Origin of the sequence: Salicibibacter cibarius (assembly GCF_016495725.1) — a bacterium.
Lineage (GTDB): Bacteria > Bacillota > Bacilli > Bacillales > Marinococcaceae > Salicibibacter > Salicibibacter cibarius.
In genome coordinates this window covers 2365686-2392591 of sequence record NZ_CP054705.1, presented here as the reverse complement: position 1 = coordinate 2392591, position 26906 = coordinate 2365686, and the positions used below count along the sequence as shown (strand labels likewise).

Genomic DNA, 26906 nt, shown 5'->3' with positions numbered 1-26906 from the left:
TTTGAATAGAAGAAAAGAAAAACGTACAGGTTAGTTAAGACGAGGAGGTGATAAAAATGAATCATCAACAAAACCAAAATAATCCATCGAAAACGGATGTCGAAAAGGTAAAGAAACAAAATGAGGCTGCTGAAAAAGGAAAAAGCAACCAAACAGAATTTGCAAGTGAAACAGATGCACAGAAGGTAAAAAAACAAAATCAACAGGCTTCACGTAAAGGCCAATAATACGGTTAAATTTAAATGTAAAAATGACTCCTATTTAAAAGATAATAGGAGTCATTTTCTTTAGAAATGGCATGTTTACTCGTCCATAGATCTCTGCTTATGTTTATCTTTGGCATCAACAATAGCCGGTCGCCAATGCTCGGAAGGAATCGCTGTTCGAACGAGAATTTCATACATCCCATACGGGTCAAAGGGAAGGAATGGCCACAAATACGGTTTTCCGTAAGGGCGCATTGAAACGATCCATATAAAGGATAAAAACAAGGCAAAAACAAAACCCATCGGGCCAAAGGCAACGATCGCTATAATGAGCATGTATCTCAAGATTCTAAGTGTCAATCCAAACTCATAGCTAGGCGTCATGTACATGCCGATGGCCCCAACCGCTACGTAAAAGAGCACTTCTCGTGTAAAAAAGCCAATATCGATGGCCATATCTCCAATGATTAAAGCAGCGACGACACCCAAGGCTGATTCCAGCGGCCCCGGAGTGTGAATGGCGGCCATTCTAAGAGCTTCAACTCCAGCTTCAGCAATGAGGTATTTGTACAAATACAGGGAAATCTTCAAGTTCTTCTTCCAAGCCGATGAAATCCAAAACAGGGGGAACCAAATTTTGATGCTCCACCAGCAGTAGCCAAAAGGGGACGATTAAAAAGGAAATGAGAATCCCGAAAAATCTCATCCAACGAAGGAGGGTCCCAACCCCCGGTGGTTGACGATATTCTTCCGGGTGCTGCACATGATTAAATAATGTCGTTGGCGTAATGATGACAGAGGGGGATGTATCGACAATAATCACTAAATACCCTTCTAATATGTGCACGGCCGCAACGTCTGGTCTTTCCGTATAACGAACAAAGGGAAAAGGGTTGTACCCTTGCCCCGTGATATATTCCACTAGCCCTTGATCTGCTGCCGTTATACTGTCGGCATCGATAGCCTCAATCTCTTTTTTAACAATATTGAGTAAATCCGGGTCCAAAATGTCCTCTATGTAGCAAAGGCATACGCCAGTTTTTGAACGGGTTCCAGCTTTCATAATCTCCATTCTCAATTTTTCATCACGAATGCGACGGCGTGTCAGCCCAACCGAAGCAACGAATCGATGTGGCCGCAAAGGCAACAGGAGGAGTGAAGTACCTTGGCTGTTATCCATGACCCGAAGAGTATAGTTGAGCGGGCACCCAATTACACTCTGCAAATCATAATTATAAAGAACTTTCTTTTAACCCAAAGGGCAGTCCCTGTCTGTTGGGCTAATGCCTTTTTTCAAAGGACATCTTTCAATGTTGATACGGATACATACCTTACAGGGAAACCACTTATATCCAATGAATGTCACCCCTTTTCATCATGGATCTTTGGGAATGGGAATGTTTGAGGTCACCTTCGTCGTCACTGGCACACCTGTATAGATTTGCGTTATGGGTTATATGCGGGTTGCGGGCAAACATGCGAAAAAGAAGAAGTTTGGCATACGGTGGGGATATAGTCAAATCGCATGAAAACAGTACACTTCACTATAACCCTTTCAGCGATCTGATCTCCTTTCTGGTAGTTTGGGTGTATACCTTCGCCAGAAAGGGTTATTTTTCTTGTTAGATTTTTCACTGCCCAAAATATACTAAATGAGTATCTTTAACTTTATCTGAACCTTTTACATGACTAAAACATATTATACCCATGATGATAAATGCCTATATTTTCAAATAGGGAGGATCGTTTTCATGTTTAGACAAAGGTTAACGATGCAACAAGCACAAGATATTGCTCTTCAAAGGATTCCTGGCCAGGTTATTCATGTGGATATGGATTTAGAACATGGGGTTTTTGTTTATGAAATCTTTATTTTAACACCAGATAACAGAATTTATGAAGTAGAGGTAAACGGAAATACAGGAAATATATTAAAAATTGAGGAAGAAGACTTTGATTAAAATCAATTTACATGTAAATAAAGGAATAGGGGTGTTTTAATGATAAAAAGTTTCTGAAGTGAGAAATCCTGCCATCGGACGCAAGAAACGAATAAGACTTGCGTCCTTTCTTGTTTAGGCCAGTATACCAACATTTCATCCAAAGAGCGTAACTTTACGCTAATTTGCGCTCGATCCAATTCATTCGGTATTACCAATACCAATATTGTGGTGTCCCCAGTGTTGCGGTGTATCCATCTTCCAATAGTTGTTTGCGGCAACTATTGTTTGAAAATGAATCGCGACGACTTATGATACCGCTATTAAGCTATCCGCATTTCTCGAATATACCGGTCGTAACATTTGCCTGATCTCTTCATAAGGCTGTGTAACCTCAACCCCTTGTTGGGAGAGCTTAACCGCTAATTCAAACCCTTCTTCCGGGGTTTGTGTTTGTAGCGATTTCAGCTGGTCATTCGATATGCAGTTCACTTCCTTCGCATATTTTACCTCACTATATGTACATATAACCGAGTTGATGCAGCTTGTTAATCATGTCCGAAAGTTGAGTTATTAAGTTAATGGTCATGGGAGCTCAATAACGATTTGTTACTAAAAAGGACAGTACGATAAATAATCGGCAACTGTCCCTTCCCTAGTTTAATTATACCATAGTTACCTGAAAATTTTTAGACTGTTTTTTATCTTTTAAAATCGTTAGCATAAATCATGTAATGTCGCTACATTGACGAAATCAGTAGCTATTAAATGGGAGGGAAAGAAATGAAACAATATGTTTTAGAGCTTCAAGAAGTTGATAAAACAAGACAAATGGTAGTTGGAGGAAAGGGAATTAATTTAGGGGAACTATCGAAGATTTATGGAATACAAGTACCAGAAGGATTTTGTGTTACGACAGAAGCTTACCAAAAAGCCCTCGAACAAAACGAAGCCTTCCATGCATTGTTGGATCAACTAGCACTGTTGAAAGTAGAGGATCAAGATCAAATTGGTAAAATCAGCAGGAAGATTCGGAAAATCATTATGGAAGTTGAGATCCCTTCCGACGTTGTGAAAGCTGTTGCTCACTATCTCTCCCAGTTTGGCGAGAACCAAGCTTATGCTGTGCGCTCCAGTGCAACTGCTGAAGATTTACAACACGCCTCTTTTGCCGGTCAGCAAGGCACCTATTTAAATATCATCGGAAAAGAAGCCATTTTGTGGCACATCAGCAAATGTTGGGCTTCTCTATTTACGGATCGTGCCGTGATTTACCGTATGCAAAACGGATTTGATCACAGCCGAGTGTATTTATCCGTTATCGTCCAACAGATGGTATTCCCAAAGGCTTCTGGGATTTTATTTACTGCTGACCCCATTACCTCCAATCGAAAACTGCTATCCATCGATGCTAGTTTTGGACTGGGTGTGGCGCTTGTCTCTGGCTTAGTGACTGCGGACAATTATAAGGTACAGGCTGATGAAATCGTCGATAAGATGATAGCAACCAAAAAATTAGCTATCTATGGACGAAAAGAAGGTGGAACGGAGACAAAGCAGATCGATCAGGATCAGCAAAAAACGCAAACACTTTCTGAACAACAAATTTTGCAATTGGCACGCATCGGAAGACAGATTGAAGCTCATTTTGGTTGTCCTCAAGACATCGAATGGTGTCTGGTTGATGATACATTTTATATTGTTCAGAGTCGTCCAATCACGACCTTATTTCCGATACCTGAAGTGAATGATAAAGAAAACCACGTCTATGTATCGGTCGGTCATCAACAAATGATGACCGACCCCATGAAGCCATTGGGATTGTCGTTTTTCCTGTTAACGACTCCTGCCCCCATGCGTCAAGCTGGTGGAAGGTTGTTTGTTGATGTTACACATGATCTGGCTTCACCTGTTAGCAGAAAGAAATATATAGATGCCTTGGGACAATCCGATCCGCTCATAAAAGACGCACTTATGACCATCGTAGAGCGAGAAGATTTTATAAAATTGTCACCAAATGCTGAAAAAGTATCGAGTCCTGGTAAAGGCAATAAAGGTATGTCGTCTTCGGGTTTTCAAACACAAAACGAAACCAATTTTAAAATTGTTTCTGATGCGATTAAGGGTAGTCAAACATCAATAGAAGTGTTAAAACAAAACATCCAAATGAAATCAGGAGCAGATTTATTTGATTTTATCCTGGAAGATATCCCGCAATTAAAGAAGATTTTATTTGACCCACGTATGGGTGTGATCATGGATGCTATGGATGCTTCATCATGGATCAATGAAAAAATGAATAAGTGGTTAGGTGAAAAAAGCGTAGCAGACACGTTTTCCCAATCTGTACAAAACAATATTACTTCGGAAATGGGTCTTGAACTTTTGGATGTCGCAGATGTGATTCGTCCTTATCCGGAAGTAATACATTACCTACAACATGTAAAAGATGATCACTTTTTGGATAAACTGGTTACGTTTGAGGGTGGACAGGAAACCCGGGATGCTATTGATGCTTATCTCAAGAAATACGGAATGCGATGTGTCGGGGAAATCGATATTACAAAAACCCGTTGGAGTGAAAAACCAATTACACTTATCCCCATGATTCTTAGCAATATCAAAAACTTCAAGCCTAATGCCAGCAGTCGGAAATTTGAGCAAGGGCGGCGTGTTGCTTTAGAAAAAGAACAAGAGTTATTAGATCGATTGAAGCAATTACCCGATGGTGAACAAAAAGCCAAAGAAACAAAACGAATGATCGATCTAATCCGGAATTTCAGCGGGTATAGGGAATATCCAAAATATGGAATGGTTAATCGTTACTTCGTTTATAAGCAGGCCTTACTGAAAGAAGCCGAACAACTCGTACAAGAGGGCGTGATTCATGAAAAAGAAGATATATACTATCTCACTTTTGAAGAACTTCACGAAGTCGTACGCACAAATAAACTGGATTATCAGATCATCAGAAAACGAAAAGACGAGTACAAATTATATGAAAAACTAACTCCTCCACGTGTGGTCACGTCTGATGGTGAAAACATTGCAGGTGAATACAAACGGGAAAATCACCCAGCAGGTGCTATTGTAGGTCTACCGGTTTCTACCGGAGTTATAGAGGGCAGGGCACGCGTTATCTTAAACATGAAAGATGCAAATCTGGAAGATGGAGATATTCTAGTCACTGCCTTTACTGATCCTAGTTGGACGCCATTGTTTGTATCCATAAAAGGTCTCGTTACCGAAGTTGGTGGACTGATGACCCATGGAGCAGTAATCGCACGTGAGTATGGTTTACCAGCAGTTGTCGGAGTGGAGAATGTTACGAAGTTAATCAAGGATGGACAAAGGATAAGGGTGAACGGAGCAGATGGGTATATAGAAATACTATAATTGATTACAATAAAATCATAAAAGAAGAGCGTTGGAATTAGGAGAATCATTAACAATGTGGTGCTTTGCTGTCTAGAGTAAGAACTTTGTCACTGGGACATATAAGGAAACAGTAACCAAAGATTGATATTAATGTTTATTAAGATTATCCTTTATGGAAACGAAAGATATAAAAACTTGTTTCCCCATCTGTTCACACAATCAAGGCGGAGCAGTTATTAATTGCTCCGCCTTGATTGCTTTCTGTGCATACTTATTCTCCATTCTAGCGTACACGAGTAAACTCCGACGATATGATCAAGGTATGCCCAAAGTATCATCATTCCAACGATACACAATAGGAAGATAGATGTCCTTTAAAAAGAGGCAGTAGCCCAACAGGGACTGCCCCTTTTGGACGAAAAAGGAGTAAAGGATTCGCTGGGTCACAAAGAACGTTCTTTTCTATGATATTCAGGCACATGAAATTGGGTGCCTGCCTAACCATCCATTCTGTGGATCATGGGCCAAATAACCTTTCACGATATCAATGGTTTTTCATGCTTTTATCCTCGACAATATTCAGTTGTGGACTGTAGAAAGGCAAAAACATAAATGTCAATCTTTCTTTCAATGCTTGTAGAAAGGGGGCAAGTAACTTGGCATGATGAATCCGTGCATTGTCCAGAATCATGACGATGTTTCCGGTTGGATAGGCTTCCATCACTTTTTTTAGGAAGGAGAGAAACCCTACGACCGTATATTGCTCTTCCTCTTGCCATACGATGTCTCCGGTGACGTAATCGACCGTAGCCAAAAGCTTCACACCACGATGTTTACCGGTCGTATGAATGATTCGTTGCTTTCCTGTGGCAAACCATGTATGCTGAAGCGCTTGGTAATCTCGGATCATGCTTTTATCTTCAAACAAAATGTGATCAATTTCACCATTGTTCCATTTTTGTTTTAATTGATCCTGTTATTCTTCATTTAACCTCGGCAGCCTTCCAGTTGAAAACTTCATAGCCAAACCATCTCATCCATCTTCTTGATAGGATTTGAATGGTTCAGCCGTTTAATGACGTTCTGTGCCTCAACGAATACGATCACTCATTCTGAACGAGTGGGATAATCATAATATCTAATATTATTTCAATACAAAAGTGGAAACAACTTTTAACAATAGCTAACTATTCAAAGTCATTTTTCTTTGCTCTTTTTACTGTAGATTGTAGAAATTGATTAAGGTACTCCCGTTCTTCTGATGATAGTTTTTTGGCTGTTTCAATTAATTGAAGAATGTCTGTGGGGAGGTGATCGTCTTCATCTGCAAAAAATTCGGCTAACGGAATATCAATAGCTTTGCAAATATTGACGATAACGTCTATTGGCGGTTGCTTTCCACCAAGTTCTATTTGTGAAAGGTAGGGCTGAGATATTTGGATTTTTTCAGCCAGTTCAGTTAGCGTCAACCCAGTATTTTTTCTAATTTCTCGGATCCTTTGACCAATTTCCATGATAAACCCCCATTTTATTACAATCAGTAATAGTACCCTAAGGAAAGCATATGTTTATCAAGGTATAACAGCAATAGAAATAGGTATAGTTTACTAATAGCAATAAAAATGTTGACAAAATATTTCTATTTGTTATAATTAAAACAAGCTTAAATCCTAGGGTTATCAATAAGCTGGATCAATTGTTATCACAGTGTTTTAAAAGGGGGGATGAACAACACCCGAAAGAAATATATGGATGGGTTTTAAATCCATATCTCAAGGGGGAATCATAGGCTAGATATAAGCATGAAGAATTTTACCAATGATGTCGGGGATAGTACAGATATCTCTTAGGTATGACTATGGGCTTTATAGGAATATCTCATAATGCTTAGCATCATATTGGAGCTTTCAGTAAATATATATACTATGGCATCAAGGTAGGTTCTTTTTGCAATCCTTTCCACCGTTGGTCTGAAGTACAAATGAACCCGTGAAATTGATAAGTGATTTAGAGAATTCACAGACCCAACCATTATTCTAAAACAACAAGAATTTCTCTATAATGAAAGATTTAGAAAAAACCAACAAGTTATTTACTTTGTGAAAAGTGTGAGGTGATAACCTAAGCAAACGTTTTTTTGAAAAGGGCATAATATTAAATGCATGAGTCTATTTGATGAAAGGATGTCATATTTTTAATAGTTATGATCTCGTTAATGTCGTTGATGTCCAATGCCTCAGCAATTTTTTCAATGTGTTCAAGTTGCATACGTTCTCATTTATCACTAGTAAGTTCACTAAGTGAAGCTCGGCGTATGCTTGATTTAAATGCAGTGCGTGGATGGTGAGGTCATGCTTGTTGAGGAGTGTATTAATCTTAACTTCGATTTTTTTCATCTTGTTCACTTCTTTTCACAAAAAGGTTTTCTGTACTTATAAAGGTACAAGATAAGGATAGAAAGTATTGTGCGTATAAACGTACGGACAGAAAAGATAAATATAAAAAGCAGTGCTAAACTATTTTCTACCGTAGTTGGTAATGGTTCTATTAAATTAAAAGCGGATACAAATCGCTAAAAAGAAGAAGGAGGAATTAAAATGATTGAACCTAAAGACCCGGGTTGGAAACAAATCTATCCTGAGATTGGACTTAAAATCAATTTGGATTTTGAAAGGCCTTCAAAGGAAAAAGTAGAAAGGTTTCGAGATTTTTTTGTACCTGATATCTCAGATTGGGTCGGGCAACTTTATTCAATGGACAGTTCTATTAAGCCGGGGTACAAACCAATGAAAAAAGTAGTAGGAACAGCGTTTACAGTTAAAATTCCACCTGGTGATAACCTCATGGTAAAAAAAGCGTTAACCTTGGCTGAACCAGGGGATGTGATAGTCGTTGACGCTAGGGGACAATCCTCATATTGTTGCGGAGGCGGGGGAATGCTACTAATCGCTAAAAGGCGAGGGATTTCGGGTTTAGTCGTTGATGGGCCTTATCGTGATATGAGCCAAATTCAATCCTTTGATTTTCCAGTATTTAGCAAGGGCGTTCAACCAGCTACGGGACCGAAACGAGGACCTGGCGAAATAGGTGTACCAGTGAACTGTGGAGGTGTCATTGTTCATCCAGGTGATATTATAGTGGGTGATGAGGATGGTCTTTGTTGTGTTCCTCAACAATATGCTGATCGAATTATTGCCAAATGTGAGAATATACCAATTAAAGAAAACGAAGACGATTGGCCTGATGTTGTAGAGAAAAACAAAGAAAAAGACGCTTATTATGATCGTGTATTAGAAAATCGTGGTGTGGAGATTATTAGGAAGAAATAGGATAAAATATTATGACCATTTAACTCTATGATAAATGAAATGCTCTCTCATTCGGGATGAGGATTTACCTTTTAAAAACAGGTAATAATCCCAAAAATTATTATATAATTACTAATATATTTACCTCTATCCCGTTTGAGATTTTATTAGCAATGAATGTGCCAATCTAAACTACGTCTTAAGAAACGAAAAAAGGACTAGGAACTATCTTTTCAATCAATTCGACGGAGGTATATTTATGAAAAAAGCAGTTATTATAACAGGTACATCAAGTGGGTTGGGAAAAGAAATGTTTGACTTATTAACTGACCTATCTTCTATTTTAATCATTAGTTTATCAAGGCGATTTTTGGATTCACAATTAGAGCTAGCTAAGTCAAATAAACATATTCGGTTAATCGAACAGGATTTCAATCAGCCCGAGCAGTTACTAAAGAAGATGGAAATTTCTCAAGAACTATCTGCTTTTAACGTTGAAGAGATTATCTTTATAAATAATGCAGGAATAGTGGAACCTATTGGTAGTATAGAAGAGTTTGAACCAGATAAAATTCGAAAATCTATTGATGTTAACTTTACTTCGCCATTGTACATGACGCAAATGTTATACAAAGAAAGTTTAAAGTTAAAGACAAAATTTAGCATACTCAACATTTCATCGAAAGCAGCGACTCAGACTTATGATGGATGGGGTCTCTATTGTGCCACTAAGGCAGGAGCTAAAATGTTCTACGACGTTATTGATGAACAGCACAAAGATAATCGAAAAGTAGAGGTAACGACTATCGATCCAGGTGTGATGGACACCCAATTGCAAGAAAATATACGCCAAGCTGAGAATGTATACTTTCCAAACAGAGGTCACTTTGTAAATTTAAAAGAAGAGAATCGTTTGCCAGCACCAGAGATGGTTGCTCGAGATATTTTGAGTAAACATGTTTTTGATAAATAAAATTGCCGTATATTATGTGATGACTATGCCTTTTGATATATCTATGTCTAGTTATAAAATGACTATTCTGGGGGATATAGCTTTTGATTTCATAATTATATGATTAAGTCTAATATTGGATGAATTATAAAAAAATGCTCAAAAGATGAAAAGTAAGTGAGCTTAATTGAAGGGGCTGAAATCATGAAGAGTAAGAAATACTGTATTCTATTAACGAGTATTTTAATGGTTTTTGCTACAGGATGCGGTTCAGGGTCGGAGGGTTCAACAGAAGATTCGTCAGCGTCTACAGACGAAGAAGCTGACGAATTTTATGAGAGTGGAGATGTCATTGAGCTAGTTATACCCTTCTCAACAGGAGGAGGATCTGATACTGCTAATCGGTATATGGCTCCATTTATAGAAGAATACACAGAAGGATCTCCTTCCATTCAACCTGTTAATATTCCGGGAGGCTCATCTATGACCGGAAGTAATGATTTTGCCATGCGCGAACCTGATGGTTACAGCCTGCTAGGGGCTAATCCTGCTGTGGTAATTCAAGATTTGATTGGGAGACCAGAGGCTGAGTACGATGTAACTGATATGGATGTGATTATGAGTGTGCCGGGAGTCAGTGTGGTAGCTATTAGCACCGCAACCGGTTATGAAGAACCTGAAGACTTGCTAGCGTTCGGGGATGAAGATATCCCATATGGACTTGCCGATCCAATTGCAGACCTCCGTCATATCCTCGCGTTTGAATTGTTGGATATAGCTGATAAAATGGATTTCGTTTCTGGTTATGATGGTGGTGGTGCTACATTGATGGCCTTGGAGCAGGGTGAACTAGGTCTTACTCTACAAGGGAATAACACTTATTTTAATGATATGATGCCCATGGTAGAGGAAGGGACTATTATCCCGCTTTTTCAAACAGGAATATTGAATGAAGAGGGTGATTTTGAAAGGGATCCTGAGGTAGATCTTCCAACAATCCAAGAGTTTTATGAGGAATTACATGGTGAGGAACCTTCCGGTGAATTATGGGAAGCCTATAAGCTTTTTCAAGGCTCGTTAGGCCAAATGTCCAGAAGGGTTTACATTCCAAACGATGCTCCTGAAGAGGCTACTAGAGCTTTGAAGGACGCGGCAGAGGATGTTGCTGAAGATCCAGAATTTTTAGAAGGAGCAGAGGATGCTTTGGGCACTACAAATGTTTTGGTGGGAGAAGAACTTGAGGCAGCTTATGAAAGAGAACAAGAATATATAGATCCTGAAACTATAGATTTTGTAAAGAATTTGTTAATTGAAGAATACGATGTGGAAGGATTAAACTAAAAACTGTTTACGATAAAGTCCAGGAGCGGATGCGCCCTTTTGTGGAAGAACGGGCGCTTCTCGATACCATCCTCGGCATAGGACTGCGAACCGCAGAGGCTATCATCGCCGAAAGATGATGTCTAAATTTATTTTAGTAAGAGGGGAATTAGAATGATCGAGGCAGCTATCCAAGCTTTAGCTACTGTATTAGATCCTATCAATTTATTATTCATGCTTCTAGGTGTGTTGATAGGTATACTCATTGGAATTCTACCGGGACTCGGCGGGACTGTTGGAATAGCTCTTTTACTTCCTTTCGTATTTGGGATGGATCCAGACTCTGCCATAGCACTTATGATCGGTGTCCTCGCGGTCACTCAAACGTCAGATACATTCCCCTCGGTTTTGTTTGGAATACCCGGAACAGCTGGATCTCAAGCCACGATTGTGGATGGTTATCCTTTGGCTCAACAAGGACACGCCAGAAGAGCTTTATCAGCTGCTTTTATTTCATCGATGTTTGGAGGTATTATTGGAGCCATAGTCTTATTTCTAGTTATTCCAATTATTAGACCGGTGATTTTGAGTTTCGGTTCCCCAGAACTTTTCATGCTAACTTTATTAGGGATCTGTATCATGGGTATGTTATTAGGAAAAAAACCTATACAAGGAATCTTAATAGGGCTTGTAGGGCTATTATTAGGGACTATTGGAGCAGCGCCAGCTGCGCCTGAATATCGTTTTACATTTGATTGGTTATATTTGTACGATGGAATACCATTGGTTGTTCTCGTGTTGAGTTTTTTCGCCATACCGGAACTCATTCAACTTGTATCCTCGGAAAAGAAAATATCAAGTACAGGAAAACTTGAAGGAAGCAACTTGCAGGGTCTTTTAGATGTGTTCAGAAATAAGTGGTTAGTTGTTAGAAGTGCTGGTATTGGTACATTAATGGGGGCAATCCCTGGAGTCGGATCTAGTATCATAGACTGGATTGCTTATTTTTTTGCTAAAAAAACAGTAAAAAATAATGAAAAATTCGGAACGGGAGATATACGAGGAGTAATTGCTCCTGAAAGTGCCAATAATGCGAAGGATGGTGGAATATTAATTCCTACATTACTATTCTCCATTCCTGGAAGCGGTACCGCAGCCGTTCTTATGGCAGGGCTTATTCTTATGGGCGTACAGACTGGGCCAAGCATGGTTGATGAAAATATGCCAATAACCCTTTCCATCATATGGACACTCGTTATTGCCAATATTTTTGCCACGGGTTTGTGCTTTTTTATAGCAAAGCCAGTAAGTTTATTAACCACGATTGACCCTAATAAATTTGTTCCCTTTCTATTAATAATCATAAGTGTCGGTGCATACCAAGCTTCTCGAGATTGGGGAGATCTTTTGTTGCTTTTAACATTGGGTTTCCTTGCATGGATTTTAAGGGAATTGGATTGGCCTAGAATACCCTTGATTATTGGAGTCGTTTTGGCAATTCCATCTGAACAATATTTATTCATTTCAATAGGTCGTTATGAATTTGATTGGTTGACACGTCCAGGTGTTACCATCATTGGGGTTATTATATTTTTAGTATTTTTGTACGGTCCCTTAGTCAACTTTATTAAATCTTTTAAAAAGTAAGAGGGCTAAAAAAATGATAAAGCTTAAACTATCGATTGTTTTCAGCGTGATTCTATTTTTTATATTTGCTAGTGTAACTTGGAGATCTTTGGATTTCTCACCAACAGCTATGTACTTTCCATTAGTTGTTGGCGTTGCAGGTATTTTATTATCAGCAATTAATATTTTGTCACAATCACGATCTTTTTTTCGCCACAAAAGGCAAGGGACGACACCGAATGATCAAGAAAACACGAATGAATATGAGATTCCCATGACCCACAAATTCAAGGTGGCCGCTGTCAACTTTCTTTGGGTAGCTAGTTTCTTTCTGTTAATTTTTTTATTAGGCTTTAAAATCGCTGCTGCAAGTTTCATTACTGCTTTTTTGAAAAAAAGAACCGATTTTAATTGGTTAGCCATTGTGTTAAGTGTCGTTCTGATTATTGGGTTGTTAATTACTTTCGAGGAAGTAATGACACTACAATTTCCACAAGGAATTTTAATATAAGCAATGTTTAGTTAATTTTGAAATTTTTCACACTGTCAAGAATCTTCCAGATATTACCATACTAAAGGAGTTGAGTATAATGAGTATTTATCATAAACGAATCGATGAAGTGAGAAGCTACATGACAGAGGAAAGCATAGGTTTAAGTATAGTAACAAACCCAGATCATCAGTACTTTTTAACAGGTTTTAAAGCATTAACTTACTCTCGTCCTATTACACTTTTAATTGATGAAAAGCATACACAGTTTATAATTCCAAGTCTTGAAGAGAATCATGCTCAAAAAGCTGCCGTTGATGTCTTACATGTTTATTTTGAGTATGAAGTAAATAAAGGAAGCATCTCATATTTTACGACCCTTCAAAATGCTATTGAAAGTGTTAGGTCGCAAACGGTCGCTCTCGATATTGACAGTGCACCGGTTATACTCACTCAGTATGTTATTCCTCAAGGCGCTACGATAAAAGATATCGGCCAAAGAATCGTGGAAATGCGTTATATTAAAGAGGATGAAGAAATTGAACATATCCATGAAGCAAGTCGTTGGATCAATCAAGCTATGCACGTTTCGTTGCAATATAGTACACCAGGTGTTAGTGAACTCGAAATCGATGATCATGGAAATTCGTTTTTGTATACCGAAATCCCAAAGACCCATCCAAACTCCACTATTCAAATTATTGGTATGTCACCATCCGGCACTAAACGTAGCATAATGCCACATGTTTTTTCTAACTCAAGAAAATTGCAAAAAGGAGACGTCATGATCCATACGCGTCAGGTGGGTATTGATGGTTATCGAACAGAACTCGAACGCACTGTTTTTATCGGTGAGCCAACCAATAAACAAAAGAAGGCTTTTAAAATAATGGTTGAGGCACAGAGTGCTGCTATTGAAGCTCTCAAACCAGGGGCACGTGCCGGCGACATTGACAATATTGCTCGTAACATTTTCATTAGGGAAGGATACAAAGACTATGCAGTGCATAGAACTGGACATGGCATTGGTTTGAGCCCTCATGAAGAACCATATATACGTTTTGATAATGATCTTATCATTGAAGAAAGGATGGTATTCACAATAGAGCCAGGCATTTATATCCCCAATGTTGGTGGTTTTCGACATTCTGATACACTTGTTGTGTCCAGAAATGGTTGCGAATGGTTAACAGATTATCCACGTGATTTAGAGTCATTGACACTTTAATTTCTTGATCAAGAATAAAAAGCAAAATATTGGAGGGAAAAATGATACGGAATTATTCATACTTTTAGGTGAGAACAAGAAATGATATCAAATCCAAATCTTTTGTTTTCATGACAAAACTGTACAGTAAAGATCGCTAAGAAATCAGTAAAACATCCTAAAAAACATTAATAAAAAAACGTGTGCAGAGCTTCTGGTTATTGTCCAGACCCCGTTTGGAGAGGATTTGTATTAAAAACATTTCTACTGTAATCAAACACTAATAACCCTTGAGACATTGTTACTAAAAGGAACATTATTGTTTTCGTATAGAAGCCTGCAGTTATTACTGCAGGCTTTTCGAATTATTTTACATATTTTCTTAGTTTCGCAAGTGCTCCTTTCCGCCAACCTTTCACCGTTTCGACGGAAACGTTGTAATTGGCCGCGATCATGCGTGGGGGTTGGTCGTGCACGGCATGCGCGATGACCCAGCGTTGTTCACGGTCGGATAATTTGTTCAAGTAAGGGGCTAATGTGTCTACGTCTGGCATCCAGGATTCTGTCTCTATGCGCACTTGAGCAGGTTCCTGATCATTGGAACTGAAGGAATGCCGGTCGTAATAATTGGCATCCTTCTGCAGCATCGTCAACATTTCTCCTCTGACACGAAGAAAGGCATAAGCGGGAAATGGTCCCTTTTCACTATCGTGGTGTTGGTATGCAAGCCATAATCCTATATAACCTGCCTGCAGAAAATCCTCATGGTTGCTATGGATATGGAGACGTTTAAGCATCCCATGCACTAACGGTGTGTACTGCTGATAGATGTCCTCGAATGAATACTGCTGACGGGCCGATTGATAATTGTTCACGGAAATTCCTTCCCGGAACGGCGCCGTCCCCTAGATTATTCCCCAGGATACTGCAACTATAGCACTAAATAATTCAGAAATCAGTATAATTTGAAATGAAAATAAATTCTTATGAACTATATATGCAAATTTGATATGAGGAGTTTAAACCATTATCCTTTGCCATTAAAAGAGAAAAACTAACAAAAAACTAACATTTTGCGCTGAAAATGATTTTTCTTGGTTAGCCGCATTCTTTTAAAGGGTGCGGCTAGCTTTTCATGTTAAAATAAAGTTTGATGGTTCGATCATTATTGTTTGTTCCGTTAAAGGGCCATTTAACGGAATAATTACAGGAGGTGTATCATGGCCAAACATAAAATCTATACAATGAGTGTTGCAAGTGTCTATCCCCATTATGTTACAAAGGCGGAGAAAAAAGAACGTACGAAAACAGAAGTCGATGAAATCTTACGGTGGTTAACAGGGTATAGCCAGGAAGAATTAGAAACACAACTAGAAAAACAAACAGACTTTGAGACCTTCTTTGCGGAAGCTCCCCAACTGAATCCCTTACGGATCTTGATCAAAGGTATGATCTGCGGCGTCCGAGTGGAAGAAATCGAGGAACCAACCATGCAGGAAATTCGCTATTTAGATAAACTAATCGATGAGTTGGCAAAGGGAAAAGCGATGGAGAAGATTTTGCGAAAATAATAGTCAAAACAAAGAAACGGGAAAGGATTGATTTGCAGTGGAAAAAGTAACGCCATTTTTAATGTTTCAAGATGGTAAAGCAGAAGAAGCAATGGAGTATTACATATCCCTTATTGAGGATTCGGGCATCAAAAGCATAACGCGTTACGGAGCAAATGAATCTGGAGAAGAAGGAACAGTGATGCATGCGACGTTTTCTTTGAAGGGGCAAGAATTCATGTGTATTGACAGTAATGTGAAGCATGAGTTTACCTTTACACCTTCGTTTTCCATATATATCACTTGTGATTCCGAAGAAGAGATTAACACTCTTTATGAAAAACTAACTTTGAATGGACAGGAACTTATGCCCTTAGATGACTATGGATTCAGTAAGAAATTTGGCTGGATAAATGATCAGTTTGGAGTATCTTGGCAACTTAACCTTCCAATCATGTGATTTAAATGAATCATAAAAGTTCCACAATAGAAGCGCTTTAATTGAATAAAAGTTGTACCACGAAGGGCCAGATTAATGAGTTAGGAGTTGTGTATATGAATTTTATTATTAGACAAGAACAAAAAAGTGACTATGAATCAACTGAGAAGGTCGTAGAAATTGCATTTGCTTCTGCAGATCAAAGTGATCAGAATGAGCATAAGTTAGTTTCGCGAATCAGGCGATCAGATGCATTCATTCCCGAGTTATCTTTAATGGCTGTTGGTGAAGATAATGAGATACTAGGATATATACTTTTATCTAAAGTGTTAATTAATGATGGCAATCAAAAGGCAGAGTCACTAGCGCTTGCACCCGTTTCTGTTTTACCTGATTATCAAAATAAAGGTATAGGAAGGATTTTAATACAAAAGGCATTAGAAAAGGCAAAGGAGCTTGAATTTCAGTCAGTTGTTGTATTAGGCCATCCAGAATATTATCCGAAATTTGGTTTTAAGAAGGCATCACTATGGCAAATTAAAGCACCATTTGAAGTACCTGAAGAAGCATTAATGGCTATTGAATTACAAGAAGGGTCCCTTGATAATGTTTCTGGTGTAATTGAGTATCCAAGTGTCTTTTTTGAATAAGGTGTTCAATTATCGGGCCATTTAACGGGATAAAGGAAGCTATCGAAATAAACAATGGGACGCACCTTATGAAGAAAATAAAAATTGTCAGCAGTAGCAGTTTATATAGCGATATTTTGCTTACAAATACGAGGGGAAGATAAATGAAACATCAAAGAGCACTGGTTCAAAAGGGAATAAACTATGATACGGGAACCAATTTCAGTCCGGATTCTCTGAGTCGTGAATGGCGAAAGAGGTTAATGGAACAAGAAATCCGCTTGATATGTGAACAGTTGCATTGTACTTCAATCCAAATTTATGGCACGAATGTGGATAGATTGATAGCATGTGCAAAGATTGCCTTAGAGAACGGTCTTCACGTATGGCTTCAACCTCGATTGTTGGAGGGGAATCAAGAAGAAACATTAGCACATTTGTCGGAAGTAGCACTAGCTGCCGAACAATTGCGAAAGAAATACCAGAGAATCGATCTAAGCCTAGGCTGTGAACTTTCGATCTTTTCATCGGGTTTGATGCCAGGAAATAATTATGCCGAGAGAGCAGAGAAGTTGCGTACGATGTGGTGGCTGCTTCCATGGTTCAATAAAAAATTGAACGGTTATCTTAGTAAAGCAAGTAAGATAGTGCGCGAAAAATTCAAAGGTAAGATAAGTTACGGGGCAGCCCTTTGGGAAAGAGTTGATTGGAAAGCGTTCGATGTAGTTGGTTTGAATCTTTACAAAGTACCTTACAATGAATCAAGATATGTTAAAACCCTCAGGAAGTTCCATCGCAAAAATAAGCCCATTGTTATTTTTGAATTTGGTTGCGGAACCTTCGAGAACGCAGATAAAAAAGGACCGGAAAGCCATGAAATCATAGATTGGAACACCACTGTTCCCGAAATTAAAGACGGTATTAAAAGAAACGAGAGTTCACAAGCAAATTATATTATTGAGTTACTCAATATATATCAATCAGAAAATATCTATGGCGCATTCGTATATGATTTTATTCAGCCGTATCATCCCCACTCTTCGAATACACGACATGATTTAGACATGGCAAGCTATGGTATTGTCAAGGTTTATTCGGAGGATTCTGAGAAACCCTATTCGAGTGGATACTGGGAGCCTAAAGAGGCATTTCATGAAATAGCTAAGTTTTACAGAACCAATGAATAAGTCAAATAAGTAGATAAATAAGTTTGGGAATAAGATATCTGTTTATTCTTGATATCTTTATGATCTTCAATAAAAGAGCACTTTAATGGAATGAAAATTGTACCAGAATAAGGCCATATTGCTTAATAACTATTGTCGGAGTTCGTAAAGTAGCAAAAGGCTATAGTTGAGTTAATCGAGTTATCCATGGAAAGGATTCAAACTAATGAAAGAGCTATTAATAGAAGTAAAAGGAATTGAAACAGTTTATTACAGGGTGGAAGGTAGGAAAACACCGATTATTTTTATTCACGGGGCTGGCGCAGATTCATCAAAATTGTCCTGGAAGGAAGTAACCCAAAGATTGGCGAGTCAAATCGAGCATGAACTGATTCTAGTAGATCTTCCGGGACATGGTCAAACAGGCTACATAGACGGGATTGAGTATTCGCAAGATTTCTATGTTCAGTTCGTTGCTTCCTTTATTGAGGCACTCAATCTTAAAGAAGTGATACTCGCAGGCATTTCTCTTGGCGCTGGAATTGCACTTGGTTACTGTATCGCACACGAAGACAGGGTGAAACAGCTCTGCCTAATTGCTCCAAATGGGCTAGCGAAAAAATGGAATTATCACATGCTCAGTTATCATCTCTTTGTAAACACACCGTTGAACCTATGGTCTTATCGACTTATGGCAAAAAGTAAGGGGTTGACGAAGCAAATAATCAAGGCAGGACTGTTTTTTGATGAGAAAAACATCACAAATGATGTTTTAAATGATGTCTTTCAAAGTGTTCAATATAAACACGCTGGGAAAGCATTTGAGTCATATCAACAAAGTGAATTTCAAGGAAGAGACGGTGTAAAAACTTACTATACCCCCAAACTAAATGAAATAAAAACGCCAACACTCTTTGTTCATGGTAAACAAGATCGCTCAGTTTCCTTAAAAGATGTCAAACTTGCCCACCATGAGTTAAAAGATTCTCAATTGTATATTATTGAAAATGCGCGCCACTGGCCGCAAAAGGAACATTCGATGGAGTTTTGCCAAGTTTTTGTGGATTTTTTGGTAGAGTAGAATAAAAATGCAAGAAATAGTACGATTTAATCTACCGCAATCGAGCGCAATCCTGGAATAACAGGGAATACGCTCTCCATAATAAATCAATGGTAATTCAGGGTGATTAACTTTGTACAAATCGCAGTGATTGCGGGATGATAGAACATTTGATCTTTAAAATTTGGAGGGAGGTTAATCAATCATGAACATTCGAGAAGCAAAAGTAAGTGATGCGGATAAAATTGCGCCACTATTTGAGTTGATTTTATCCCCGCATATAAACCATTGGATAGGAGATGTAGAGAAAAAACAAAGATTGGAGTTCATTAATCACTTTGTACGGGAAGACAATAATGCTTTTAGTTATAAATATTGTCATGTATATGGAGATGATTCTTCAGTAGCTGGGGTTATTTCACACTACCCTGGTTATAAAGATGATCAGTTATTTGAACCGATATTTGACTTTTTAAAGAAGCACTATCCAAATTTAAACTACGATTCAGTTGAAGATGACGTAGATCCGGATGATTACTATATTAATTTGATATCAGTCTCATCAAAGTTTAGAGGGGAAGGTATTGGGAATCAGTTAATAGGCTACGCTGAAAACCGAGCTAAAGCTAGAGGATACAAAACTGTCTCTTTAAATGTGGAATTTGACAATTCAAGGGCACAAAAGCTATATGAACGGTTAGGGTATCATTTTCAAAGAACGAATACATCAGATGGGTTGAAATATCGATATTTAGTGAAAGAACAATTTCAATAAAAGATCGTTTTATTTTGGTAAGGTTGCTAAACAATACCAGCTAATAGTTGTCAACATTTAAAGGTGAAAAAGAACAAATAAAACATGTTACACTAAAATTGCACACACTAAAGAACCTTACCGTTGAATCGATAAGGTGTCGAAATATTGTAAAATTAAATCCTTGCTTATGATTGATCGACAAAGATTTCTTGGCGTTTTAACAAGGAAAAATAGGTTAACCCCATTAACGCTAATGAAGGTTCATTTAACCATGCAAGGCATTTCTTTATCGGTTAATAAGGTTCTTGTAAAACTAATAGAGGTTCACCTCCCAAGGGGAGGCACCGACTTATTGAAACGGAAGAAATGAAACACTGGCGTTGTCATAAACGAAAAAGTGTTATGGTCAAATCGAATTGGATTAGTTGGACGCCGTATGCGGTGAAAGTCGCACGTGCGGGGGAAAAGGGGACGATAACTTCAAACCCTTACCTATCTGTATTAATAATTCCTCGGTGTTGTTCTGTTCATGTACCCTCTTTGTAATTAAATATTCTTCCATATGCTCTTGATTTCTTAGAATTTCATGCCCTTAGGATTTAGTAACACCAGAGCGTGCCCTTCACTTCATGAATATTCTTGAATGGAAGGAATGATATTCCATCCCGGAGTCTATCCTCTCACCCAACCCCTAGGGGTTGGGAAAAATTAGGTGACCGTGCGCTTGATATTCGCCCACTTCATACATGGTCGCTTAACCTCCCATATATCGCTGGATGGTGATGATCCACACATTCCTTCGTCCGGCGTATCCATGTGGTGGGGGCGGCTATGCTCCTTTGCTGGGTCTAGGCCCGAATGGATAAAATGAATGCCGCCTCGGCACTGTTGGTGTTTGTTCCATAGACAAGAAAATGGCTGGTTTTTACAAGAAAACATGGTTCCTGCTGCTTGCTTTACGCGGCTTGTGTCTGGGAACACTTCCGATCTTGAAGGAGCTTCGCTCCATCAAAGGGGCATTCGCGTTGCCCGATGACAAACAAGACTTTCAGAAGTTTACCGCACAGGGCGATCAACGACTGCATCTTTGTCAGAGGGCGGTCTGAACGCTGCGTGAGCTCATGATGAAGGGCGCGAAACGTGTCATTATGATTGACGAGCGGCCGAATCGCTAAAAATAGAATGCGGCGTAATCGACTCCGTCCTCGTTTACTAATGGTGGTTTGGCCCTTGTAAACCCCTGAGCTGTTCTCTTTTAAATCTAGGCCGGCCAGACTGATCAGCTGTTTGGGATGACGGTACTGGTGAATATCCCCAACTTCGGCAAAGAAAGCGGCAATGGTCATGTCGCCTAAGCCTTTGATATCCCTCATTTGTTCGGCGCCAGGGAGATGCTCAAGCTGTTCAGTCAATTGCGCTTCCAATGTCTCGAGTTGCCGAGTGTAAAGCTCATACTGATCCAGTAACGCCTCCAACTCTTGATGGGCAAAGCGAAGCCCTGCGGTGATGCCTACACTTTTTTCAGCGGCCTCATGAAGCTTTTGGGCTCGAGCGAATCCGGCGTGTCGCTTAGCATAGGCTTTCCATGTGTCTACGATGGCTTCCGGTGTCGTCTCCGCAATCGCTTGGGGAAGAGGAAACGTTCGCAAAGTGGCCAAAGCACTGACGCCATCCCAGTCTTTAAACACCTGCTCAAATTCCGGGAAGTAACGGTGCAGCCAATTTTGAACCCGGCCTTCGGTCTGGTTTTTTAATTGCACGAGCTGATCTCTTAATTTGATGCCTTCCCGCAATTCGGCGTAAATACCTTCGAGAAGGTTCGGAACGGAGTATCGCCCGTCCTTCACCTGTTTGGCAATGACCATCGCATCTTTGGTGTCGTTTTTACTTGGCGAATGATCATCGATTTCCTTGAGCCGTTTAACGTGCGAGGGGTTGACCAACACGAGCTGATGGCCGCACGAGTCAAGGTAATCCGCCAAGCTAAACCAGTAGTGGCCGGTGGGCTCCATACCGACCATCACGTGTGTTTTTTGATGATCCGCTTGGTGTTCTTCAACCCAGCGTAGAAGCTTTTCAAAGCCTTCACGATCGTTTGTGAACGTGATGCGTTTCCCAAATTCGAAGCCGCGATCATCAATGGCTCGAGCAACATGTTTGTTCTTAGCGATGTCGATACCGATGACGAGTGTTTCCGGGGTGATTTGAGCGAGCTTTTCATTTTGTGTATCATTCATGGTGAGTCCTCCTTGGTAGTTATCAATTTAGAGGTCGATGAGTTATCATCGGACACTCCGTACTATACCAAGGGGACTCTTTTGTGTTCAAAGCTCAATATTTCCCCTAACAGGAATGCTCCTTTTAGTGGGCATTATTTGTGTAAAAACATATATGATCGGACTATTCCGCTCGAAAATGGTTAACGGTCGTTTTATAGCTTCTGCTGTATAAGATGGCTGAATGTACAAACTATAAGAAGAGGGAAACGAAAGAAATCGTATTGTGTTCGAGGTGGCCTTAGTGTTTATCGTTGAAATTATTGTCCTATTCCTTTTAACCTTATTCATTATTCGCATGTTTGGGCACTCCGCCTTTTCACAAATCACCCCTCATGACTTAGTGGCTGTCTTTTTTTTGGTTATCATTGCCACAGCACCTATTGAAATAAATACGCTCCTTCAGTCAATTTTGGGGGTTATCACCGTAGGGGTTTTGCACTATTCCATGGCGAGGTTAAGCCTTCTTCGGAAATTTCACCATTTAGTGGTAGGCGAACCTGTGATTTTCATCAAGCATGGGAAAATCATTAAATCAAATTTGAAGAAAAATCGTTATTCCTTAATTGAGTTGCTTTCTAGTCTGAGGAGTAAGGGATATCTAGACATAAAAAACATTCAATATGCCATTCTTGAACCTTTTGGAGACCTTAGTGTTGTGCTGAAAGAAGATGTTCATCCTGTTACACGCAAAGATTTAAATGTGGATGTTGAAAAAGCTGGATTCCCTATTACTGTAGTGGTTGAAGGGATCATCCAACATGAAAATTTAAAGCTCCTTTATCGAGATGAACGATGGTTAAGATCCCAATTGAATGAAAAAGGGTATAAAAAACTGGAAGATGTCTTTTTTGCGACCGTTTGGGATAAAAACCATCAAGTTATGGTTGATGATGGAAAGGGGTACAACGCTTAAGCGGTTGGGGATACTACTTCATGAAGAATACTTTTACCAATTTGGATAACGATCTTTAATGAAAGGGTAAGATTAGTGCATAAAAAATACTGCGGTGTTTATAAACCGCGGCGTTTAATTTCTTTTTCAAGCAGTTTAATAAAAGCTGGATCTAAGTTCAACATTTTAGCGTAATCGTAGGCTTCAAGGAGAAGTTCATCAGATATATAATTCATGTTCACCCGTTTTATAATTTGTCATTACTCTTTCTTACCCTTTTATCTGTTTTTATCCTTCCATTTTTTACCTATGTAATAACCTATATCCTCTATCGCTCGGAATTTGACTATTGGAATGGATTTTGAAGCCGGGGTGCCGCTCCCATGGTTTCGTTTTCTGCGGACGAACGGTCAAGCCTCCTCGCGCAAAACCGGCGCTGCGGGGTCTTGTCGCGTCCGTTTTGATGTCTACGCCATTGCAGCGTCATTCTTGTGTACATTGCCAGAAGAGCAAGGGTTGTTCTGCTTATAGGATGGATTTTCTTGCATCTAGATTTGACAGCATTAACGGAAAATGCTGATATTCTATTATTTTCCTTTGTGAAGCAGTCCCTAAATAAGAAAGACAATTTGATTTCAAAATGGAGATGTATATGAAATACATAGAATCGTTTTCACAAAACTGAGAGTCTAATGATATGAACTGTTCACATCCATCAAAAACAGGGAATTATTCCTTTTCAATTAACGTTTGAAGCTTTTGACCGAATTTTATCGAATGATAATTGAAAAAGAGCAAACGGAATCATCCATTCAGAGGATTGATATCAAAAAGGTGATCAGTTAAGCTTTTGGAATATACGCGACAACCGAGGGGAATCAAAGGATGCGGTTTTTAAACGTTTATTGTATTGAATTCGGAAAAACAGGTGGTGAAAGCCTTGATAATTTCGTGGGAAAGAACTTATGAAACGTTGAAATCGTTATATCCCGAGCTTTTGGCCGAAGGGCGCAGCAATGAGAAAAAGGCATAGGCTTTTCAACATTTGACAAAAATCAGCAAGCGAATATGTTTTAATAGAAAAAGAGTCGTATTATCATAAAAGTTATGGGGAAGAAGAGTATGTATATTCTACTAAATTCATCGGTTTGTAATTGGAGGAATAGTTGAATGGCGGAACACCGTTCGCGAACGGAGAAACGTCGTGCTGGAGAGAAGAAAAGACGGTCCACGCTTAAAAAAGTGTTATTCATTATCTTAGGGACCATGGTCGTTGGTATGGCAGCGATAATAGCGGTAGGGGCTTCAATGATTTCGGATGCTCCTGCGCTTAATGCAGAGGAACTGGTTTTTGCCGAAGGGGCAACGATTTATGATATGAATGATAATGAACTCGGGCGATTGCTGGGAACGGAAAATCGTACCTATCGGGAAATTGATGAAATGCCCGAACATCTCAAGGATGCTTTCATCGCGGTGGAAGACTATCGTTTTTATGAACACAGTGGCATTGACATCCGCCGGATTGGCGGTGCGATTGTCTCGAATATTACCGATGGGTTTGGGTCTGAGGGCGCAAGTACCATCACCCAGCAGCTTATAAAACAAGCCTTCCTATCCCCCGAGCAAACAATGGATCGAAAAGTGCAGGAACAATGGCTCGCTTTGCAAATGGAGCGGGAATACACGAAAGATGAGATCCTGGAAATGTATTTGAATAGCAGTTACTTCGACAGTTCTGCATGGGGGGTTGGAGAAGCCGCGATTCGTTATTTTAATAAAGAAGATCTGGACGAACTTACGGTCGCCGATGCTGCCGTCTTGGCAGCTATCCCGCGACGGCCTTCCTATTACAATCCACAAAATAACCCTGGGGAGGCGGAAGAACGCAGAGATTTAATCCTTTCCCTGATGGAGGAGCATGACTTCATTAGCGAAGAGGAAGCAACAGACGCCATGTCTGTGGACATCGAAGATCAGTTGGATTATACGCCACCGGAAAATGTCGCTTATCAATCGATTATTGACCAGGTAATGGCAGAGGTGGAAAATATTGATGGGATTGAGAGTGCGGATCTGTATGCCGCCGGCTTTGACATATATACGACGATTGATCCGGACGCGCAGGAAATCGCACAGGATGTTATTCAAAGCGATGAATATATTTCGCAGTATCCCGATAATGACGAGTTCCAAGTAGGTTTTTCCCTTCTTGACACGGAAACCGGCGCGATACGTGCAATGGTGGGTAATCGCGAGGAAATAGAAGAGGAAAGGGGCTTGAATTACGCGACTGCCGCTAGCGGCTCACCGGGATCAACGGTCAAGCCTATCCTTGGTTACGGTCCGGTGATTGAAGAATTGGGTTGGCATACCGGAGAAACCATTGTCGATGAACCGCATGAGTATTCGGATGGGACTTCCTTTGGCAATTATGGGGACAGTTATAGTGGCGAAGTCTCCATGCGAGAAGCGCTTGTGCGCTCGATCAATGTTCCGGCTGTAAAGGCGATTCAGGCTGTGGGCTTGGACGATGCCCAGTCGTTTGCCGAAAGTCTCGGCTTCGACTTTGATCAGGATATTACCGAGAGTTCTGTCCTGGGGGGCTTTTCCGATGGCATATCCAGTTTGGACATGGCCGGCGCCTATGCCGCGTTTGGAAATGAAGGAACCTATAATGAACCTCATAGCGTACGAAAAGTAGAATTTCAAGACGGAGATGAAATAGAAGGTTCGCCTGAATCGGACCAAGTGATGTATGAATCGACCGCTTATATGATGTCGGATATGCTTAAAGGTGTTGTGGACACTTCTTCCGGAACCGGGCAACGTGCGAATATTGAAGGACTGCCGCTAGCCGGAAAGACAGGAACTTCGAATTTCACCCAGGAAGAACTAGGGGATTTTGATGTTCCTGACGGGGGTGTGCCGGATGTTTGGTTTAACGGTTACACGACTAATTATACGGCAGCTGTTTGGACTGGGTTCGGCGGCGGACGAGACAGCGGCTATTTAAGCGATGAAGAACGGAATATTGCTCAGGACATTTTTCGTATCATAATGGCAAATGTTCACGAAGGCGAGGAAACGGAAGATTTCTCACGACCGAATTCCGTTTGTGAGACTGACGGTGAACTTTATCGATGTGAAGATCCCCCGGCACAAGTAACCGAGGAAGCGGATGAGGAAGGAACGGAAGAAGAGACACCGGAAACACCGGAGGAAGAAGGAATAGAAGAAGAAGAACCGGAAGAAGAGGAAGACGAAGAAGATGAAGAAGACGAAGAGGAGGAAGAGGAAGACGAAGAAGAGGAGGAAGACGAAGAAGAAGAGGAAGACGAAGAAGAAGAGGAAGACGAAGAAGAGGAGGAAGACGAAGAAGAGGAGGAAGACGAAGAAGAGGAGGAAGACGAAGAAGAGGAGGAAGACGAAGAAGAGGAGGAAGACGAAGAAGAAGAGGAAGACGAAGAAGAAGAGGAAGACGAAGAAGAGGAGGACGAAGAAGAAGAGGAAGACGAAGATGATGAGGATGAGGAAAATAATGAGGATGCAGAGGACGAAGAATCCGATGATTAAACGGACAGATCGGTCGGGGTAACCCGGCCTTTTCGTGTTACATGGGTTCCGGCACACCTCTGCATTTTGTGAAAAATCATATCGTGAAGCAATTTGCATAATCTCTAATGAGGATCAAAAAAGGGGGTATG

24 protein-coding genes and 1 pseudogene are annotated in these 26906 nt (G+C 39.9%); 17 read left to right on the top strand and 8 right to left on the bottom strand.

Features of this window, described 5'->3' with window-relative positions; translation table 11 throughout:
• Positions 1-56: 56 nt before the first annotated feature.
• Positions 57-227, top strand: coding sequence for a gamma-type small acid-soluble spore protein (locus HUG15_RS12410; protein WP_200123408.1), 171 nt, complete (start codon positions 57-59; stop codon positions 225-227).
• A 75-nt stretch (positions 228-302) separates the two neighbouring features.
• Here HUG15_RS12410 and HUG15_RS23385 read toward each other — a convergent pair whose 3' ends face one another.
• Together HUG15_RS23385 and HUG15_RS23380 are read right to left on the bottom strand one after the other, a co-directional pair.
• The gene (locus HUG15_RS23385) at positions 303-734 is read right to left on the bottom strand and encodes a spore germination protein (protein ID WP_281393478.1); all 432 of its coding nucleotides are present in this window, start codon (positions 732-734) and stop codon (positions 303-305) included.
• Positions 735-756: 22 nt separating this feature from the next.
• Positions 757-1269, bottom strand: a complete 513-nt coding sequence (locus HUG15_RS23380; RefSeq protein WP_281393476.1) for a spore germination protein — start codon at positions 1267-1269, stop codon at positions 757-759.
• Between the two features lie 688 nt (positions 1270-1957).
• Here HUG15_RS23380 and HUG15_RS12400 point away from each other — a divergent pair.
• On the top strand, positions 1958-2167 hold the full coding sequence (locus HUG15_RS12400) for a PepSY domain-containing protein (protein WP_246516330.1): 210 nt from the start codon (positions 1958-1960) through the stop codon (positions 2165-2167).
• A 288-nt stretch (positions 2168-2455) separates the two neighbouring features.
• Here HUG15_RS12400 and HUG15_RS12395 read toward each other — a convergent pair whose 3' ends face one another.
• Entirely contained in the window at positions 2456-2638 is a 183-nt protein-coding gene (locus HUG15_RS12395) for a hexameric tyrosine-coordinated heme protein (protein ID WP_246516329.1), read from the bottom strand.
• Positions 2639-2929: 291 nt separating this feature from the next.
• Here HUG15_RS12395 and ppsA point away from each other — a divergent pair, with 291 nt between their 5' ends.
• Positions 2930-5542 (top strand): phosphoenolpyruvate synthase, encoded by a 2613-nt coding sequence (gene ppsA / locus HUG15_RS12390; RefSeq protein WP_211202219.1) that lies wholly within the window; start codon positions 2930-2932, stop codon positions 5540-5542.
• A gap of 550 nt (positions 5543-6092) precedes the next feature.
• Here ppsA and HUG15_RS12385 read toward each other — a convergent pair.
• Positions 6093-6485: pseudogene (locus tag HUG15_RS12385) on the bottom strand (IS630 family transposase); the annotation flags it as partial.
• A gap of 226 nt (positions 6486-6711) precedes the next feature.
• Entirely contained in the window at positions 6712-7038 is a 327-nt protein-coding gene (locus HUG15_RS12380) for a helix-turn-helix domain-containing protein (protein ID WP_200123405.1), read from the bottom strand.
• Between the two features lie 1083 nt (positions 7039-8121).
• Between HUG15_RS12380 and HUG15_RS12375 the strand changes: the two genes are divergently transcribed.
• The 6 genes from HUG15_RS12375 to HUG15_RS12350 all read left to right on the top strand — a co-directional run bounded on the left by HUG15_RS12375 (position 8122) and on the right by HUG15_RS12350 (position 14448).
• Positions 8122-8853, top strand: a complete 732-nt coding sequence (locus HUG15_RS12375) for an RraA family protein (protein WP_200123404.1) — start codon at positions 8122-8124, stop codon at positions 8851-8853.
• A gap of 238 nt (positions 8854-9091) precedes the next feature.
• Positions 9092-9805 carry an SDR family NAD(P)-dependent oxidoreductase gene (locus HUG15_RS12370; RefSeq protein ID WP_200123403.1) on the top strand — a complete coding sequence of 238 codons (714 nt, stop codon included), beginning with the start codon at positions 9092-9094 and terminating at the stop codon, positions 9803-9805.
• A gap of 156 nt (positions 9806-9961) precedes the next feature.
• Positions 9962-11125: a type 2 periplasmic-binding domain-containing protein gene (locus tag HUG15_RS12365; RefSeq protein ID WP_200123402.1), complete on the top strand. Its 1164-nt coding sequence runs from the start codon at positions 9962-9964 to the stop codon at positions 11123-11125.
• A 153-nt stretch (positions 11126-11278) separates the two neighbouring features.
• Positions 11279-12751 (top strand): tripartite tricarboxylate transporter permease, encoded by a 1473-nt coding sequence (locus HUG15_RS12360; RefSeq protein ID WP_200123401.1) that lies wholly within the window; start codon positions 11279-11281, stop codon positions 12749-12751.
• 13 nt (positions 12752-12764) lie between these two features.
• Positions 12765-13241 (top strand): tripartite tricarboxylate transporter TctB family protein, encoded by a 477-nt coding sequence (locus HUG15_RS12355; protein WP_200123400.1) that lies wholly within the window; start codon positions 12765-12767, stop codon positions 13239-13241.
• A 79-nt stretch (positions 13242-13320) separates the two neighbouring features.
• The gene (locus tag HUG15_RS12350) at positions 13321-14448 is read left to right on the top strand and encodes a M24 family metallopeptidase (protein WP_200123399.1); all 1128 of its coding nucleotides are present in this window, start codon (positions 13321-13323) and stop codon (positions 14446-14448) included.
• 344 nt (positions 14449-14792) lie between these two features.
• On the opposite strand, the gene HUG15_RS12345 is transcribed toward HUG15_RS12350, so the two are convergent.
• Entirely contained in the window at positions 14793-15302 is a 510-nt protein-coding gene (locus HUG15_RS12345; RefSeq protein ID WP_200123398.1) for a sigma-70 family RNA polymerase sigma factor, read from the bottom strand.
• Between the two features lie 345 nt (positions 15303-15647).
• On the opposite strand from HUG15_RS12345, the gene HUG15_RS12340 reads away from it, so the two are divergent.
• From HUG15_RS12340 to HUG15_RS12315, 6 genes are all read left to right on the top strand, one after another.
• Positions 15648-15998, top strand: a complete 351-nt coding sequence (locus HUG15_RS12340) for a DUF2200 domain-containing protein (RefSeq protein ID WP_200123397.1) — start codon at positions 15648-15650, stop codon at positions 15996-15998.
• A gap of 37 nt (positions 15999-16035) precedes the next feature.
• Positions 16036-16437 carry a VOC family protein gene (locus HUG15_RS12335; protein ID WP_200123396.1) on the top strand — a complete coding sequence of 134 codons (402 nt, stop codon included), beginning with the start codon at positions 16036-16038 and terminating at the stop codon, positions 16435-16437.
• Between the two features lie 95 nt (positions 16438-16532).
• Positions 16533-17066 carry a GNAT family N-acetyltransferase gene (locus HUG15_RS12330; protein WP_200123395.1) on the top strand — a complete coding sequence of 178 codons (534 nt, stop codon included), beginning with the start codon at positions 16533-16535 and terminating at the stop codon, positions 17064-17066.
• Between the two features lie 143 nt (positions 17067-17209).
• On the top strand, positions 17210-18232 hold the full coding sequence (locus HUG15_RS12325) for a glycoside hydrolase family 113 protein (protein ID WP_200123394.1): 1023 nt from the start codon (positions 17210-17212) through the stop codon (positions 18230-18232).
• 205 nt (positions 18233-18437) lie between these two features.
• Positions 18438-19292: an alpha/beta fold hydrolase gene (locus HUG15_RS12320; protein ID WP_200123393.1), complete on the top strand. Its 855-nt coding sequence runs from the start codon at positions 18438-18440 to the stop codon at positions 19290-19292.
• Positions 19293-19476: 184 nt separating this feature from the next.
• Positions 19477-20046, top strand: a complete 570-nt coding sequence (locus tag HUG15_RS12315; RefSeq protein WP_200123392.1) for a GNAT family N-acetyltransferase — start codon at positions 19477-19479, stop codon at positions 20044-20046.
• Between the two features lie 938 nt (positions 20047-20984).
• Here the strand turns inward: HUG15_RS12315 and HUG15_RS12310 are convergent.
• On the bottom strand, positions 20985-22265 hold the full coding sequence (locus HUG15_RS12310) for an IS110 family RNA-guided transposase (protein ID WP_200123391.1): 1281 nt from the start codon (positions 22263-22265) through the stop codon (positions 20985-20987).
• Between the two features lie 283 nt (positions 22266-22548).
• Here HUG15_RS12310 and HUG15_RS12305 point away from each other — a divergent pair, with 283 nt between their 5' ends.
• On the top strand, positions 22549-23220 hold the full coding sequence (locus HUG15_RS12305; protein ID WP_200123390.1) for a DUF421 domain-containing protein: 672 nt from the start codon (positions 22549-22551) through the stop codon (positions 23218-23220).
• A 98-nt stretch (positions 23221-23318) separates the two neighbouring features.
• Here the strand turns inward: HUG15_RS12305 and sda are convergent, their stop codons facing one another.
• Positions 23319-23384, bottom strand: coding sequence for a sporulation histidine kinase inhibitor Sda (gene sda / locus HUG15_RS23665; RefSeq protein ID WP_425504054.1), 66 nt, complete (start codon positions 23382-23384; stop codon positions 23319-23321).
• A 985-nt stretch (positions 23385-24369) separates the two neighbouring features.
• Between sda and HUG15_RS12295 the strand changes: the two genes are divergently transcribed.
• Positions 24370-26775 carry a transglycosylase domain-containing protein gene (locus HUG15_RS12295; RefSeq protein WP_200123388.1) on the top strand — a complete coding sequence of 802 codons (2406 nt, stop codon included), beginning with the start codon at positions 24370-24372 and terminating at the stop codon, positions 26773-26775.
• Positions 26776-26906 lie beyond the last annotated feature (131 nt).

Coding starts and splice junctions, on each gene's coding strand:
- HUG15_RS12315 (WP_200123392.1), top strand. CDS start 19,477: ATGAACATTCGAGAAGCAAAAGTAAGTGATGCGGATAAAATTGCGCCA.
- HUG15_RS12320 (WP_200123393.1), top strand. CDS start 18,438: ATGAAAGAGCTATTAATAGAAGTAAAAGGAATTGAAACAGTTTATTAC.
- HUG15_RS12325 (WP_200123394.1), top strand. CDS start 17,210: ATGAAACATCAAAGAGCACTGGTTCAAAAGGGAATAAACTATGATACG.
- HUG15_RS23380 (WP_281393476.1), bottom strand. CDS start 1,269: ATGAAAGCTGGAACCCGTTCAAAAACTGGCGTATGCCTTTGCTACATA.
- HUG15_RS12360 (WP_200123401.1), top strand. CDS start 11,279: ATGATCGAGGCAGCTATCCAAGCTTTAGCTACTGTATTAGATCCTATC.
- ppsA (WP_211202219.1), top strand. CDS start 2,930: ATGAAACAATATGTTTTAGAGCTTCAAGAAGTTGATAAAACAAGACAA.
- HUG15_RS23385 (WP_281393478.1), bottom strand. CDS start 734: ATGGCCGCCATTCACACTCCGGGGCCGCTGGAATCAGCCTTGGGTGTC.
- HUG15_RS12310 (WP_200123391.1), bottom strand. CDS start 22,265: ATGAATGATACACAAAATGAAAAGCTCGCTCAAATCACCCCGGAAACA.
- HUG15_RS12355 (WP_200123400.1), top strand. CDS start 12,765: ATGATAAAGCTTAAACTATCGATTGTTTTCAGCGTGATTCTATTTTTT.
- HUG15_RS12295 (WP_200123388.1), top strand. CDS start 24,370: ATGGCGGAACACCGTTCGCGAACGGAGAAACGTCGTGCTGGAGAGAAG.
- HUG15_RS12330 (WP_200123395.1), top strand. CDS start 16,533: ATGAATTTTATTATTAGACAAGAACAAAAAAGTGACTATGAATCAACT.
- HUG15_RS12380 (WP_200123405.1), bottom strand. CDS start 7,038: ATGGAAATTGGTCAAAGGATCCGAGAAATTAGAAAAAATACTGGGTTG.
- HUG15_RS12370 (WP_200123403.1), top strand. CDS start 9,092: ATGAAAAAAGCAGTTATTATAACAGGTACATCAAGTGGGTTGGGAAAA.
- HUG15_RS12375 (WP_200123404.1), top strand. CDS start 8,122: ATGATTGAACCTAAAGACCCGGGTTGGAAACAAATCTATCCTGAGATT.
- HUG15_RS12400 (WP_246516330.1), top strand. CDS start 1,958: ATGTTTAGACAAAGGTTAACGATGCAACAAGCACAAGATATTGCTCTT.
- HUG15_RS12410 (WP_200123408.1), top strand. CDS start 57: ATGAATCATCAACAAAACCAAAATAATCCATCGAAAACGGATGTCGAA.
- HUG15_RS12350 (WP_200123399.1), top strand. CDS start 13,321: ATGAGTATTTATCATAAACGAATCGATGAAGTGAGAAGCTACATGACA.
- HUG15_RS12340 (WP_200123397.1), top strand. CDS start 15,648: ATGGCCAAACATAAAATCTATACAATGAGTGTTGCAAGTGTCTATCCC.